This is a genomic window from Williamwhitmania sp., assembly GCA_035529935.1.
GTDB lineage: Bacteria > Bacteroidota > Bacteroidia > Bacteroidales > Williamwhitmaniaceae > Williamwhitmania.
Genome location: DATKVT010000225.1, coordinates 1 through 16048 on the forward strand (window position 1 = coordinate 1; position 16048 = coordinate 16048).

Below are 16048 nucleotides of genomic sequence, written 5' to 3' on the forward strand. Positions count from 1 at the left end.
CCTTAAGCTTGATGCTATGTTCTTTTGCCAAATGTTTAAGTTGGGTGAGGTAGGCCGCAAACAAATCCCTGTTGATAAGGTTCTCCCTCTCGTCGTTTACAAAATCGATGTAAATGGAAAAATCAACCTTCCCGCGAACGAGTTCCCTTGCCAAAAGCGAACGAAGTTCAAATTCTTTTTCGCGGTAGTAGGAGGGGAGTTTAAGATTTAAATCTAGCTGTTTGCTGTTCAGTGATTTAATTTCAATGGTAATTTTCTTGCCGGGAAATTCTAAGTCTTTACGCCCAAATCCGGTCATCGATTTTATCATGCCTTCAGAATTTAAGGTTCAAAGTTAGCACATATTTCAAAATAATCCGAGGTTGGAATTTCTACATCGGTGATATTGGCCAACTAGCGCCACTTTGTTATTCTGAATAGAGATGGGGTTTGGTTTCTGTAACTCTAGTGTCCAGTAAAATAACCCCTTTGTTTTTCCATTTTCCGGAGAGGTAGTATACAATTGAGGCAAGCAACCCCATGGCCCAGCCAATGGGAATAGACCACCAAATGCCCTGTTCACCAATTATATGTGAGAGAAATATTGCTGCTGGCAATCGGAAAATCCAAAGCGATAAAACAGTTATAAACATGGGGATTAACGTGGCACCGGCACCGCGCAATAGGCCACTGAAAACAAACATTGTAGAGAAGAGTATGTAGAATGAGCTGACAATAATTAGATATTGTTCACCTATTCGTATTACCTCGCCATCGGTTGTAAATAGACTCATCAACTCGTTACCGAATGTAACTATTCCTAGCGTGAGAAAAATACAAACGATGGCAGACATTATGAGGGTCGATGCCAGCCCTTTGCGAATACGGTCAAGCTTTCCCGCACCGAGATTTTGGCCAACGAAGCTCGACAGGGCGGCCGAAAAATTCATGGCGGGCATGGCGGCAAGGGAGTCAATACGGCCTGCTGCCGAGTAGGCGGCAATAACGTTGGTTCCAAAGGTGTTGACGATGCTGTTGAGGGCTACAATTCCCACGGCGATTAATGTTTGCTGAATACCTGAAGGTAGTCCAATACGCAGGCTCTGATAGAATATATGCCAGCTAAAGGAGAGTTTTTTTATGGAGTATTTCAGGATTGTATGCGTTTTGTTGAGGTAGATAATGGCTGTAACAAATGCACCTCCCTGCGCCACCACCGTTGCTATGGCAGCCCCGGCAACCCCCCATTTAAATACCAAAATAAAGAGAAAGTCGAATAGGATATTAAACACGGTAGCAATTATCAGAAAGTAGAGTGGGGTTTTGGAGTCGCCTAAACCTCTGAGGATGGACGAAATGCCGTTAAAACCAAAAAATACCACCATGCCTCCAAGGTAGATGCTCAGGTAAAGTTGTGCTTGGGGTATGAGTTCTTCTGGCAGTAAAACTAACCGGAGCAAGCTTCTACTAAATAGAACGCCAACAATTCCCACCACCACTCCGGCAATCATTAATAAGATGCTGATGGTGTCGGACGCTTTCTTTACACTTTGGTAGTCCTTTGCACCAAAGTATTGCGAAATAATAACGCTGGCCCCGCTGCCAATGCCAATTACCATCGCGATAATGGCATAAATAATGGGGAACGATGCCCCCACAGCAGCCAATGCCTCCTTGCCCAAAAATTTCCCAACAATAATCGAATCTACGATATTGTAGGTCTGTTGGAATACGTTGCCAACAAGCATGGGGAGGGCAAAATTCAGTATTAGCTTACCCTCTTTGCCTACGGTGAGATCTTTCATGAAGATGCAATTGTTGTTTGCTTCCTTGTGAAACCGCGCTACCCCTTTTTAATAGTAAGTAGCTACTAGCAAAGGTATAAATCCTGCAATATTCTCACTTGCTGCTGCTATTAACAAAAAAACGGCACCTACCGACACCGTTTTATGAAATTGAGTTATATAATCTATTTTGTTCTCTCCATTTCCACCGTAAAATGCCGCATAATGGGTGCTTCCCATATAATTTGCAAACCCTTGGTAATGGTTTCCCGTCTGTCGAAAACATTTTTTAAGGCCACGGCCACAACATCGATGTGATTGTTGGTATATACCCTGCGCGGAATGGCGAGGCGCAGTAGTTCGAGCTGTGGGTAACGATTTTCCCGTGTCTCGGGATCTCTGTCGGCCAGAAGAGTTCCAATCTCCACACCACGTATGCCAGCCTCAAGGTAAAGTTCAATGGCAAGTGTTTGTGCACGGTATTGGTCTTTTGGCAGATTGGGTAACACCCTGTTGGCATCCACAAAAATGGCATGGCCACCAGCAGGAAACTGGAACGGTATGCCAAACTCCTGGAGGCGGTTGCCAAGGTATTCCACTTGCTTAATTCGTGTTTCGAGGTAGTCAAACTCCGTGCCTTCGTCTAGGCCAACGGCGAGCGCATTCATATCTCGACCCGACATTCCTCCGTAGGTGATAAATCCTTCAAACATGATGTTGAACACCGAACACTCGCGGTGCAGCTGTTGGCTTCGCATGGCAATAAAACCACCCATGTTTACAATGGCGTCCTTCTTACTACTCATGGTCATAGCATCGGCATAGGTGAACATCTCCTGCACAATCTCCTTTATCGATTTGTGTTCATAGCCTTTCTCCCGCATCTTGATGAAGTATGCATTTTCTGCAAAGCGAGCAGAGTCAAAAACCACCATTTTGCCATACTTAGTGGCAATGCTTTTTACCTCACGAAGGCACTCCATCGATACGGGCTGTCCACCAGCTGTGTTGTTGGTGACCGTAACAATCACAAACGGAACTTTTTGGCTATGCTCGGAAAGGAATTTCTCTAACTTTTTTGGATCAACGTTGCCCTTGAATGGATGGTAAAGTTCGGTGTTGCCTGCTTCGTCAATAGTGCAGTCTACGGCATGAGCCTTTCTAAACTCAATGTGCCCTTTGGTGGTGTCGAAGTGGGAATTGCCTGGCACAAAGTCGCCCTCTTTCACAAGAGCGGAAAATAGCACATTCTCGGCCGCACGTCCTTGATGCGTTGGAATGAAGTATTCGAAGCCAAGAATGTTCTTAATGGCATTCTTTAAATTGTAAAATGAAGAGGCACCTGCATAGCTCTCATCGCCCATCATAATGGCTGCCCACTGACGGTCGCTCATGGCTCCTGTTCCGGAGTCGGTGAGAAGGTCGATAAATACCTGTTCGCTACGGAGATTAAAAAGGTTGTATTTAGCCTCTTTTATCCATTGTTCCCTCTCTTGGCGAGTGCTCTTACGGAGGGGTTCAACCATTTTTATCTTGTATGATTCTGAAAAAGGAAGTTCCATGTTAATTGGTGTTTTTTTGTAACTGCATAAAGGATTATTGCCAAAAGGCATCGAATTTTGGGAAAGCGGAAAAGCAGAGCTGCTTTGCCTTAAAGGGGAAAGGTGTCGCGTCGTTTGACGTTAACAAAGTTGTATTTTGCCACAAAATTAAGCCTCAGGTAGGTCGTTGGCGAGTTCATGCGTTGCAGTATTTTAAAAATTGGTAGCAAATAATCTACCCTAAATTAATGTTGCAAAGTTACAAATGGTAGGAATATTTGCACTGCTTTTAGAACCGTAAATTTAAGTATTTGAATGTTGTAAAGAATTATTTTGCCAATAAAAAGTAATAAGCATAAAAAAAAGGCCAGAGTTTACTGGCCTTTCTGAATATAAAAATGGGTCGAGATTATTTGGTCGTGCTGTCTCCACTGGATTCAACCTCCGGTTTAGCTTCAGCGCTACATTGTTCGAGCTTATGTGCCACGAATGAATAAAACGAAAGATATTCCTTTCCGCTCTCCTTGAGTCTTGCCTTCAAAGCGTTTGCTTGTTTCATTGTGGTTTCTCCTTCGTGTATATGCCTATTGCCTGCAACTTTTTCTTTTTTATCTACATTCTTGGCTTCGTTATCTTTCGCCTCCATCTCCATTTTTGCAATAAACGCTGGATCGATCCTTTGCTCCTCAACAACCCCCTTTATTAGAACGTCGTTTCCTTCCAACGATTTATCAAATATTTTTACGGAGTCGCTGGCAACCACCTTGATGGTAGAATCACTGTTCGACCCATACACAAACATACGCTTACCAGTTTCGGTACAGGTATGGAAAACGTGACCTTTTATGGTCACCTCTTTCCCCACAAATGCTTCAGGATATTTGATAAGGCTGTCGATGCTTAGTGTTTCTTTAAGACCAACATTGGCTGTTGCCGCTTTTTTTTCTACTTGGCCACAAGAGGCCAGCAGGAGCCCCACAAAAAGGGTAAAATAAGTTTTCTTCATAGGTTATGTTTTTTTACATGGTTAAATGTATGAAGTTTAGCTCAAAAGGTAGTGGTTATTCGTATCTTTTTAGCTGTGACCTGGTATGTTCCTTTAAAGTTGGATCTAATTGTAGTTTTTTGGGTGGTAATTACTTTTGTAACTCTTGATTTATAGCAAGAAAACCACCAATCTGCCTTAAGTTGCTTTTCCTCTTATGCAAAAATTGCTACCTTTCACAATGTATTTGTGATGTATGAAGAGAACTTGGTTTTTAATATTAACGTTTTTTCTTACAAGCATCTATCTGGGGAAGTCGCAGTCAACAGACTCCTTTGAGAAGGTGTTGGCTCACTCTTCTGGAAATAAAAGAATTGAGCTACTGCTTAAGTTTGCAGACTCTACACTTAACCAAGACCCGGCTAAAAGTTTAGAGTATGGACTTAAGGCATTGGTTGTTTCTAAGCACATTAAGTCTCAGGAATCCGAAGCGGCATCGCTCCTTAGTATGGGTGTTTCAAGTGTCAAAAATAATTCTTTTGAGAACGGAATCAGGTATTTGCAACGTGCATTGGCACTATATGAAAAACTTGGACGTAATGAAGATATTGGAAAGGTAAACTTGGTGTTTGGCACCATTTATTCCGATGAAAACAACTATGAACTTTCGCACAACTTTATTCTAAAAGCAATTTCTGCCTATCAGGTTAGTGACAGAAGCGTTAGCTTGCTTAAGGCTTACCTTCAAATGGCGATGCTTACCCTCAATTATGGAAGGATAAAGGAGTCGAACAAATATGGCCAGCTGGCCTACACGCTGGCTTTATCGTTATACAATAAGCGTCATCAAGGTACTGCTGAGTTACTGATTAAGGCTGGAATTACGTTGGCCAACTCTCAGAAAGGGCTTAGGGAATATGCGTTGGCAGGGGAAACCCTTCAGCAGGTTTATGCTGTTTCCGAGGAGTTGAGGGATACACTAAAAATGGTGTCGCTGCTAATTCAAAAGAGCAATCTGCTATTTGCGCAGCAAAATTATACACAAGCATCGGGGCCACTTGATACCGCATTTGCACTCGCAAGTAAACCTAATTTTGTTAAGGAGTTGGCTCGTGTGTATGCTAGTGAAGGCGACATCTTCTTCGTAAAAAAGAATTATGCCAAGGCGTTGGAGCGCTATGAAAAGGCTAGCGAACTTTTTGCTAAAGAGAAGAGCTATCGCGATTTAGTTAATACATACGTTCTCTCGTCTAGAATAATGAATGCCGAAGGCAATACTAAGCGTGCGTTACAGCTTCTTAACCATTCCCTTGAAATCTCAAAGAAAAATAATTTAAACCAAACAGTATCCGAGATTTATTTGTCGCTTTCCTTAGTGTACGAGAAGGAGGGGAAGTTTCCCCAAGCACTCGAATTTCATAAGTTGTGGTCTGAAATTCGCGACAGTATTTACAGTGAGCAATCAGGTGACAAGCTCGCTCGCTTGCAAATGCTTTACGAAATCTCTCAGAAGGATCAGGAGAACAAAATTCTCCGACAGAACTCAGAGATTCAGCGGCTGCAGATTGCCCATAGCCAATTCCAGCGACTCTATCTTATTCTAGCCATAACCGCTGTAATTTTTCTCTTCCTTATTCTGTTTCTACGCTATAGGAGTAAGATGAAGGAGGTGAAGCAACAGAGGGAGAATGAGCATCGCATTACTGAGTTGAATAAAAATTTGGAGCGACGGCTGGTGGAGGAACTTCGCAAGCAGGAACAGCAGCAAGAACTTCTGGCGCAAAAATCGAAGTTGGAGTCGCTGGGAACCTTAGCGGCTGGCATTGCGCACGAGATTAACCAGCCACTGGGAGGAATTTCTATGGGCTTGGACAATATTCAGCTGAAGCTACTGGAGGGCCACCTTTCCAACGACTACTTGAATAAGAAAATTGATAGCCTTTTCAAGCATGTTGATCGCATAAAAAAAATTATTGAGCATACCCGCACATTTTCGCGATCGCAAAGGCAGGTTCTCTTTGGCAAGATTAACGTAAATGAGGTGGTGAGCAATGCCCTTCTAATGATTTCCGCACAGATGGAAGAGCATGCAATTGACCTGGAGGTGGTGCTTGGAACCATTGATGGTTTTGTGCTGGGTGATGCATACCGTATTGAACAGGTGGTTCTCAACCTGCTTTCTAATGCCATACATGCAGTGGAGGAGCGGGAGCGAGCCGATGTAAAGGGGTATGTAAAGAGCGTAAAAATTCAAACCTACATGGAGGAAGGTGTTGCAGTGGTGGTAGTGTGGGACAACGGAATCGGAATTCCACATGAACATTTGGATAAAATATTTGATCCCTTCTTCACCACCAAAAAGGAGGACAAGGGAACGGGTTTGGGTCTTTCCATTACCTATGGCATAGTGAAGGATATGCTTGGTGAGCTGTGGGTTGAGTCTAAACCTAATGAGTATACTCGGATGCGGGTAATGTTGCCCATTTCAAGCTGAGAGATGACCCCCTGAGGCGGCACTAACATAGAAAGTTAAAATTGGTCGATGAAGCCACTAAAATAAGATTTGCATGAAAGATCTATCGATTCTTGTACTTGACGATGAGAAAGCTATTCGCGAGGAGATATTGGAGTTTTTGACCGAGGATGGGTATAGCCTTTTTGAAGCAGAGCGGCCTTCAAGGGCTTTTGCAATTATGGAGGAGGAGATTATCGACGTTATCATTCTCGACCTTCAGTTACCTGAAATGGACGGGCTTTCGGTTCTAAAAAAGATAAAGGAGAATAACGACCATGCGGAAGTAATTATGATTACGGGGCATGGCGATATGGAGGCGGTAATTCAGGCCATGCGACTTGGTGCTATGGAGTTCTTTACCAAACCCTTTAGGCTTCTCGATATGAAGGCAGCCATCCAACGAAGTCGTCGTTTTGTGGAGCTGAGCAACCGCTTAAAGGAGGCAAATCTAGGTTATTCTCTGCTGTCAAGAGAGTTACATGATAGCGTGGGTAGCCAGATTATGGGAAATAGCCTTGCCATACGAAGAGCCGTGGATCTAATGGAGAAGGTAGCCAAAAGCGATACCACCTCTGTCCTCATAACCGGTGAAAGCGGAACTGGTAAGGAGTTGGTGGCGCGCGGAATTCATTACTTAAGTAGCCGGAAGAAGAATATATTTTGCCCTGTAAACTGCTCAGCCATACCTGATTCTCTTTTCGAAAGCGAGTTTTTTGGTCATAAAAAAGGTGCCTTCACAGGTGCTATGGAGGATAAGATTGGCTGGTTTGAGATTGCCAATGGCGGTACCCTTTTTCTGGATGAGGTGGTGGAGATGCAGCCCCAAATGCAGGCCAAGTTGCTGCGGGTTCTCGAAGATAGAAAGGTGCAGCGGATAGGTTCACACATTGAAATTGACGTTGATACAAGAATACTGGCGGCAACTAATAAAAATATTGCCCAGCTGGTGGATGAGCATCGGTTTCGTGCTGACCTTTACTATCGCCTTAATTCATTCATAATCAATATGCCACCTCTAAGGGAGCGTAGGGAGGATATTCCCATTTTGCTAAATCACTTCCTTGGATATTATAGCAGCAAGTTCAATAAGAACCTGCCGGAGGTTGATTCTGGAATTTACAAGCTCTTGAACCAATACGATTTTCCCGGGAATGTAAGGGAGCTGCGCAATATGGTAGAACGAGCTATTATTCTTAGCGACGGGAAGCGGTTGCGCTCACGCGACTTTGCTGTTGGCGAGGTGCTACAGGAGAATTTTACCTCGGGAGAGGAAGTTTTTGACCTCGATGAGCTGGAAAGGAAGACCATTATACGCGCGCTTGAAAAAACCGACTACAAGAAGGTGGAGGCAGCACAGCTGCTGAATATTACCCGGCAGGCTCTCGACCGTAGAATGGAAAAGTACAACTTGATATTCTAACTCAGCAGGAGCGAGTAAAATTCAAAGTTTTCGTTGTCGAAGCACACAAAGGTGACGTCCAAGTCGAGTAGAGGGTTAGTTCGGAAAAATTCCTTAACCGTATCGATGGTAATGCTGGCTGCCTCAGCTTTAGGATAGCCATACACGCCGGTGCTTATGTTTGGAAACGCAATGGATCTTAGGCTCATGCCCCTTGCAATCTCCAAACTATTTCTATAGCAGTTTGCTAGCAGTTCAGGTTCATTGTTACCTCCGCCTTTCCAAACTGGTCCTACGGTATGAATAACAAAGCGTGCTGGAAGCTTATAGCCTTTGGTAATCTTAGCCTCACCTGTTGGGCAGCCATTGAGCAACCGGCACTCCTCCAGTAGCGCTGGACCTGCAGCCCGATGAATTGCGCCATCAACTCCGCCACCACCCAGTAGTGAACTGTTGGCTGCATTTACAATAGCTTCAACATCCAAATGCGTGATATCGGCCTTAATAACTTTTAGGTTCATGGCGAGGTGTTTTGTGTAAAGGTAGGAAGCTGCGAAATGAATTTCAAGATTTTTGTGCGGGAATATGTGCTTTTCTCCTTTAAATAAAAAAAGCCGGGATGTTTTCCCGGCCTCTGCTACATGGTTATTGAACCAGATATTATCTAAGCATGGCGCCTGCCTCCTTTTGGTAGGCAGTAATCAGGCTTGTCATTATTTTATCGATTTGAGCGTCGGTGAGCGTTTTTGTTTCGTCCTGAAGAATAAAACTCAACGCGTAGGATTTTTTGCCTGCGCCCAGCTTCTCACCCTCGTAAACATCGAAAAGAGAAACCGACTTAAGCAGCTTTCGTTCTGCACGTAAGGCGATATCTTTTAGCGTTTTAAACGTGATATTGGTATCAACGAGTAGGGCAAGGTCACGTTTAACCTCAGGAAATTTTGGAATTTCAGTGTAGGATACCGTATTTCTTCCAAATAGTTTTACGGCCAAGTCCCAGCGAATTTCGGCAAAGTAAATATCTTGCTTGATGTCGAACTGCTTGAGCTGCTTGGGGTGGACCTTCCCAATGGTGAAAAGTTCCTTTTCTCCCATACGGTATGTAAGACCATCGGAGTAAAGGTCGTTTGTGATATCTTCAACAGAGCCCTTTTCGATATGGGCCCCAAATTTCTCAAGGAGTTTCTCGGCATAAGATTTAAGCACAAAGAAGTTGGTTGGCTCTGCCTTTAGATTCCAGCTGGCCACATTTTGATTACCCGAAACCAGCATACCCAGTCGGAAATCCTCATTATAGCTGCTTAGGGCGTTATCACTTTCCTTCTTGATATAGGAGTAGCAGTTGCCAAACTCGTAAAGCTTAAGATCGGTATTGCGCCTGTTGATATTGAAAATAGCGGCTTCCAACGCATTGAACAGCAGTGTTTGTCGCATACCATTCAGGTCGGAGCTGAGCGGATTAACAATATTTACGGTATTTTCCTCCTTAAATGTTTGAAGCCCTTCGTAGTATGCCGCTTTGGTTAGCGAGTTCGACATAATTTCGTTAAACCCATTTGCGCTAAGAAATTCTGAGGCTAGGTCGGTAATTCTGCCCTTGTCTGGCTTCTTCTGGGTGGTGATTGCGCTTTTTATGGTTTGCGATATCTCCACGTTGTTGTAACCGTAAATGCGTAGCACGTCCTCCACCACGTCGGCTTCGCGGGTTACGTCTACACGATAGGCAGGAACCGACAGGGTGAGGTCGTCGCCTTTCTCTGCGGTGATTTCCATCTCCAGCCCCTTGAAAATGCGCTTAATTTGATTGTGAGGAATCTCCTTGCCGATGAAGCGGCACATCCGGTTGAGGTTAACCTCCACCTTTTGGTTTTCAACATTAACAGGGTAATCATCCACAATTTCGGAGGAGATGGTGCCACCGGCAACCTCCTTTATGAGCATGGCGGCGCGCTTAATGGCGTAGATGGTAATTTTTGGGTCGGTGCCCCGTTCAAAACGAAAAGAAGCATCGGTGCTTAGGCCATGGCGTCGTGCAGCCTTTCTCACCCAAACGGGGTTGAAGTAGGCGCTCTCGAGGAAAATGTTTTTGGTTTCAGCGGTAACACCAGAGGCGATGCCACCAAAAACTCCGGCCATGCACATGCTCTCCGTTTCATTACAAATCATGAGATCTTCGCCATGCAGCTTGCGCTCCACACCGTCAAGGGTGGTAAATGGTGAACCGTCTGAAAGTGTCCTAACCCTAACGTGGTTACCCTTTATTTTATCCGCATCAAATGCATGAAGTGGTTGTCCTAGCTCATGTAGAATGAAGTTGGTAACGTCCACAACATTGTTGATGGGGTTGAGGCCAATAGCCTTCAACTTTTTCTGTAACCATTCGGGCGAGGGAGATACAGTAATGTTGGAAACCGTAATGCCGGTATAGCGGGGACATGCCTCGCCATTCTCCACCGTAATTTTTATTGGACGGCTGGTGTTGTCTATCTTAAAGCCATCAACAGAGGGAAGGAGCAGCTGATACTTTTCGTCGTTTGCATAGAGGTAGGCAGCAACATCGCGGGCTACACCATAGTGTGAAGCAGCATCGATCCGATTTGGGGTAAGACCAATTTCGAAGGCGTAGTCGTCCTCAATGTTGAAGTATTCCTGAGCTCGTGTTCCCACGGCGGTGTCGGGATTTAGCACCATAATGCCGTCATGTGAGGCACCTAGCCCTAGCTCATCTTCGGCACAAATCATTCCTTCGGAGTCAACCCCACGGAGCTTCGACCTCTTAATTTTGAAGCTCTCCTCTCCACTGTAAAGCGTGGTGCCAATGGTAGCCACCGGAACCATTTGACCCTTTGCCACATTGGGGGCTCCACATACTATTTGGAGTAACTCCGGACCACCAACATCTACCTTGGTTACGTGCAGCTTATCGGCGTTTGGATGTTGCTCACACTCCACCACACGACCTATAACTATGCCCTCAAGACCTCCCTTTACCGATTCCTCCTTTTCTAACGATTCCACCTCAAGCCCTATGGCAGTAAGTATTTTCGAAAGTTCCTCCGGGCCCTTTTCCGTTTTTAGGTAATCCTTAAGCCAGCTGTACGATATTCTCATGATATTGTAGTTTTTTCTCTTTACGCTTCATCTTTTTGCAGCAAGCAAAAGTATGAAAAATCACAGAACGTAAATGGTTGTTGGCCATATTTTCTTCAAGTGATTAGCTATTTATCAAAGTATTGAGCACTCCTCCAAAATTGATTTTAACTTTTTATCTAGGCCAGTGAATAAATTTTGTAAATTTGGTTAGCTGAAATGTATGTTATTGAAATATAACGAATAAGATAATGTTGTGTGGAGTTCAGAAACCACTTTAAAAAACGGGGCGATATCGAAAAGCCTTACGAGTAGAACCCTAAAACAACAACCTATGGAAAGCAAATTCTTTACCTTTATCAAACCTTACCTTGCCTACATCGATGGTGGGCATTTCTTTCGTAAACCATTTTCCTGGCTATACATCGTGATGGCCATTATTAGCCTATTAATACCTCTGGCAGTTCTGTATAGAGCAGTGGATATCGGCATTTTGGATATGCAGGGCAAGATTGTTTTAGTTTTCATTTTATTCTGGATTATCTTGGCGTTTGCCGGTTGGGTTGGATTTCAGCAGTGGTGGGACAGGCGCACTAAGGTTGGGGTATCCTCATTTGAGGGCGACGACTTTACAGCTACCCCCGCTTTTTCTCACTTTATTCAAACTTTTGGTGAGTGGTTTGGAACTTGGCTGGGGCTTGTTGGGTGCGGTTATGCGCTTCTCTCTACCATCTTTTTGGGAGGTAGTAACGGCTATTTAAGCATGCAGCTGGGTATACCATATCTTAGCACGGGTGTAGTATCCATTATTACCATGCCAATCTATGGATTCTTAATTGTGGTATTCTCTCGGTTTATTTCGGAGCAAATTCGCGCTTTGGCGGCCATTGCCAATAATACAAAAAAGTAACATTTGGGTTTTAGTAAACTGCGCTCTCAACTTCCTCTTTTTGGGGTTGGGAGCGCTTTTTATATTCTAGGAGCGCTTCGGTCTAATTTCCTAATTTGGCTTCGCCGAGCTCCCTTTGGTCGGTTCTAATTTTTAATTAATTCTATGATCTATTGAATTGTCCGGATTCAAAATAATTTTGCCTTATGGTTTGGAAATATTTTCTAGCGTGGTTTTTGATTATTCCGGTGGCCATTGCCAACGGTGCTTTTCGGGAGTTGGGCTATAAATCGTTGGTTGGCGATTTGCCCGCTCACTGGATCTCCACATTGATCTTGATTGTTCTACTCGCTCTTTACCTATGGCTCTTGGGGCGGAGGTGGCGCATAGATTTCTCAAAACAGGCGTGGTACATTGGTGTGCTATGGCTTGGCCTTACAATCATGTTTGAATTTGGGTTTGGACGCTACGTTATGGGACATCCATGGGCCAGGTTGCTACACGACTACAACCTTTTGCAGGGACGTGTATGGATTTTAGTGCTAGTAACTCTTTTGATTGGACCACGAATTTCTTATGGTTTCTTTCGGCCGCGTGCTGCGGGGTAATTCAGCTCCCAAACGGGAACATCCTTCTACGTTTTGCGTTACAACCGTAAATGTCTAAATTTGCAAATCTTATACAAAAAGCAGGAGAAAGCTTATGATGCCGCTCATTTTGGTAATTAACGATGATGGAGTTCAGGCGCCTGGCATTCAGGCTCTGATAGAGATGGTAAGGCCGTTGGGCCGTGTGCTGGTGGTGGCTCCAGAGGAGGGAAACAGCGGTATGAGCCATGCCATAACTATAAAGGTGCCGCTGCGCCTCAAGAAGGTGAGGGACGAAAAGAACTTACTTGTATACTCCTGCAACGGCACTCCAGCCGACTGCGTAAAGCTTGCCTTGAGCGAGCTCTGCAGCGATAAGAAGCCCGACCTGCTGGTTTCCGGCATCAACCATGGCTCCAACTCCTCAATCAGCATTGTTTATTCTGGAACCATGGCGGCAACTATTGAGGGCTGCCTTTCCGGCATTCCATCCATTGGATTTTCGCTGCTAGATTATTCATACAATGCCGACTTTTCAACAACTGTTGAACTTTGTCGGCCAATAGCCGAGAGGGTGCTTCATGAAGGTCTTTTGCAGGGAGTGTGCCTCAACGTGAATGTTCCAGTTTTGGCGGCTGATAAAATTAACGGCTACAAGGTATGCCGGCAAAACAAGGGATCGTGGCAGGAGGAGTTTGAGAAGAGGACCGATCCGCGTGGAGTTGATTACTTCTGGCTTACCGGTTACTTTCATAACGATGAACCCGAGGCTACCGATACCGATGAGTGGGCGCTGAACAACGGATACATCTCCATAGTTCCAATCAAGATAGATTTTACAGACTACAACGAGCTAACGAGGATGAAAGCGTGGGAAACCACTTTTACAAAATCGATCCATGAAGAAAAAATTTGATTCTGCAAGGTTGGGATTTGGCATTGGCCTAATTCTTCCCACGATTATTCTCATTGCAACCTATTTCATACGCGAGCCTGGCCTAGGATTTCCCCTCTTCTTTAAAGCCATGGTTGGGCATCACATCCTTTCAAAAATGTTGAGCCTATGCGTTTATCCCAACTTGATTCCATTCTTCTTTTTCATTTGGACGGATAGGTTGCAAAGTGCCCGCGGGGTGTTAGGGGCAACTATAGTCTTGGCTATTATTGTATTTCTCAGCCAACTGATATTCTAGCGTTAGAAATAACCTATGCGATACTATATTATATCAGGAGAAGCATCGGGCGACTTGCATGGGTCCATGCTCATAAGAGGTATTAAACAGCATGATGCTGAGACCGAAATTCGTTTCTGGGGCGGCGACTTGATGGCTGCCGAGGCCGGAGCACCGGTTAAGCATTACCGCGAACTTGCCTTTATGGGCTTTCTGGAAGTGTTGCTGAATATGAGGACGGTATTGGGCAACATCCGTTTCTGCAAAAGTGATATTGCTGCGTGGAAACCCGATGTGGTTATCCTCATCGACTATCCTGGTTTTAACTTTCGTATTGCGGAATTTGCCCATAACGCAGGATTCAAAGTTTTTTACTACATCGCTCCTAAGGTTTGGGCCTGGAAGGAGGGCCGCGTGAAACGAATTCAGCAGAATGTAGATAAGCTCTTTATCATTTTTCCTTTCGAAACGGAATACTTTAAACGCTTTGGTATAGATGCCTTTTATGCAGGTAATCCGCTGGTAGATAGCGTAGCACAGAAATTGCAGCTAGTGCCGTCCAAGGATCAGTTCTCCCGTGAACATGGTCTCGACGAACGGCCAATTATTACTTTGCTTGCCGGCAGCAGAAAGCAGGAAATTGCTTACTGCCTACCAACGATGGCCAAATTAGCAGCCGAGTTTCCCGATTACCAAGTGGTGGTGGCGGGTGCACCTTCACTTACTGCTGACGACTATCAGCCCATTCTTGAAGGAACCGATGTTAAGGTTGTCTTTGGTAAAACATACGAGCTGCTGGCCTTGGCAAGGGCTGCAGCAGTGGTTTCGGGAACCGCCACGCTAGAGGCTGCACTCATAGGAACGCCACAGGTGGTTTGCTATCGGGGTTCCGCCATATCCATAGCCATTGCCCGCAGGTTTGTGAAGGTGAAGTATATCTCTTTGGTCAACCTCATTATGGATAGGGAGGTGGTGAAAGAACTAATTCAAAAAGATTTTACGCTTGATAGCGTAGCCTCCGAGCTAAGATTATTACTGCAAGATGGACCTAGCCGTGATGCCATGCTTGCTAGCTATGCCAGCCTTTGTTCCATGCTTGGCGAACCAGCCGTTGCCAATAGGGTAGCCGCCCAAATGGTGAAAGAATTAAAATCTCGAATTTCTTAAGATGAAAAAACTTTTTTACCTCTTTATTATCACCTTGCTGCTCCCTTCAAAGCTTTATTCCATTACCGATTCACTGCGAATTGCTCTTTTCTATACCCAACCGATTTCGTCCGTAGTGCTGGTGCCCAGTGGTAGCTATTCTCTGCTTCTCGATAGCACCTCTACCCAAGCCATCAATTCAGGCGAGATGCTCTTCTTCTCGGTGGCCGATGGTATGGTGCGGGTTCGAACTGCCATGTCGCCCATTGGAACATTCAAATCGGTTGCCTTGGTGAGTAAGGCTACCGATGGAACCTTTCGGGTTATTCCAACGCAACCCAAATTGGCTTCTCGATCGTACGACAACGATGCCATTATTACCTGCGAAAACGATAAGTTGTTGGTGATAAACCATGTGGAGTTGGAAAAGTATGTAGCCGGGGTGGTGGAAGCTGAGGCTGGGCCAAATGCTAAGCTGGAATTCTACAAAGCTCAGGCTTTGCTGGTCCGAACCTACGCTCTTGGGCATACAGACAAGCATGCTCCCGAAGGGTTTAACCTCTGCGACGATGTCCACTGCCAAGCGTTTAAGGGCCGTTCGACTCGTAATCCCGATATCTTTCTGGCAGCGGAGGAAACCAAAGGACTGGTGGTGGTGGATACCACAGGAACCCTTATTACTGCTGCATTTCACTCCTCGTGTGGAGGACAAACTGCCAACTCTGAGCAGGTGTGGCCCAAGGCGCGCTACTATCTGGTAAGCGTTGACGATCCCTACTGCTTGGGGAAGCGTAATGCCACCTGGGAGAAGCGAATTCCTATAAAGAGTTTTTCCGACTATCTTGCCACCAAAGGCTTTGGGAAAGAGTCGTTGAAAGCCTCCCGCCTTGGATTTAATCAGGCCAAAAGCGTTGCATACTACCGTGTAGGTTCCGACTCCATCTCCTTTTCACGGATGCGC

14 protein-coding genes are annotated in these 16048 nt (G+C 45.0%); 8 read left to right on the top strand and 6 right to left on the bottom strand.

Features of this window, described 5'->3' with window-relative positions; genetic code table 11:
* From VMW01_16980 to VMW01_16995, 4 genes are all read right to left on the bottom strand, one after another.
* Positions 1-310: YicC/YloC family endoribonuclease (locus VMW01_16980; GenBank protein HUW07936.1), on the bottom strand; the 310-nt coding region annotated here is incomplete at its 3' end.
* A gap of 97 nt (positions 311-407) precedes the next feature.
* A complete protein-coding gene (locus VMW01_16985) occupies positions 408-1784 on the bottom strand; it encodes an MATE family efflux transporter (GenBank protein ID HUW07937.1) in 1377 nt (458 codons plus the stop codon).
* A 164-nt stretch (positions 1785-1948) separates the two neighbouring features.
* Entirely contained in the window at positions 1949-3325 is a 1377-nt protein-coding gene (locus tag VMW01_16990; protein ID HUW07938.1) for a tryptophanase, read from the bottom strand.
* A gap of 388 nt (positions 3326-3713) precedes the next feature.
* Positions 3714-4310, bottom strand: a complete 597-nt coding sequence (locus VMW01_16995) for a hypothetical protein (protein ID HUW07939.1) — start codon at positions 4308-4310, stop codon at positions 3714-3716.
* 235 nt (positions 4311-4545) lie between these two features.
* Here VMW01_16995 and VMW01_17000 point away from each other — a divergent pair, with 235 nt between their 5' ends.
* On the top strand, positions 4546-6783 hold the full coding sequence (locus tag VMW01_17000) for an ATP-binding protein (GenBank protein ID HUW07940.1): 2238 nt from the start codon (positions 4546-4548) through the stop codon (positions 6781-6783).
* A gap of 73 nt (positions 6784-6856) precedes the next feature.
* Positions 6857-8224: a sigma-54 dependent transcriptional regulator gene (locus VMW01_17005; protein HUW07941.1), complete on the top strand. Its 1368-nt coding sequence runs from the start codon at positions 6857-6859 to the stop codon at positions 8222-8224.
* Here VMW01_17005 and VMW01_17010 read toward each other — a convergent pair.
* Both VMW01_17010 and pheT read right to left on the bottom strand, forming a co-directional pair.
* Positions 8221-8724, bottom strand: a complete 504-nt coding sequence (locus tag VMW01_17010; GenBank protein ID HUW07942.1) for an O-acetyl-ADP-ribose deacetylase — start codon at positions 8722-8724, stop codon at positions 8221-8223. The genes VMW01_17005 and VMW01_17010 overlap by 4 nt on opposite strands.
* A gap of 139 nt (positions 8725-8863) precedes the next feature.
* Positions 8864-11314, bottom strand: a complete 2451-nt coding sequence (gene pheT / locus VMW01_17015) for a phenylalanine--tRNA ligase subunit beta (GenBank protein ID HUW07943.1) — start codon at positions 11312-11314, stop codon at positions 8864-8866.
* 313 nt (positions 11315-11627) lie between these two features.
* Between pheT and VMW01_17020 the strand changes: the two genes are divergently transcribed.
* The 6 genes from VMW01_17020 to VMW01_17045 form a co-directional block, all read left to right on the top strand.
* Positions 11628-12203, top strand: coding sequence for a hypothetical protein (locus VMW01_17020; protein ID HUW07944.1), 576 nt, complete (start codon positions 11628-11630; stop codon positions 12201-12203).
* 185 nt (positions 12204-12388) lie between these two features.
* The gene (locus VMW01_17025) at positions 12389-12790 is read left to right on the top strand and encodes a hypothetical protein (GenBank protein HUW07945.1); all 402 of its coding nucleotides are present in this window, start codon (positions 12389-12391) and stop codon (positions 12788-12790) included.
* A gap of 94 nt (positions 12791-12884) precedes the next feature.
* Entirely contained in the window at positions 12885-13685 is an 801-nt protein-coding gene (surE, locus tag VMW01_17030) for a 5'/3'-nucleotidase SurE (GenBank protein ID HUW07946.1), read from the top strand.
* Complete coding sequence (locus VMW01_17035; protein HUW07947.1) at positions 13669-13962, top strand: hypothetical protein; 294 nt, start codon at positions 13669-13671, stop codon at positions 13960-13962. The genes surE and VMW01_17035 overlap by 17 nt, the downstream gene beginning before the upstream one ends.
* A 15-nt stretch (positions 13963-13977) precedes the next feature.
* Positions 13978-15108 carry a lipid-A-disaccharide synthase gene (lpxB, locus tag VMW01_17040; protein HUW07948.1) on the top strand — a complete coding sequence of 377 codons (1131 nt, stop codon included), beginning with the start codon at positions 13978-13980 and terminating at the stop codon, positions 15106-15108.
* A 1-nt stretch (position 15109) separates the two neighbouring features.
* Positions 15110-16048, top strand: a 939-nt coding sequence (locus VMW01_17045) for a SpoIID/LytB domain-containing protein (GenBank protein ID HUW07949.1), incomplete at its 3' end; no start/stop codon positions are given.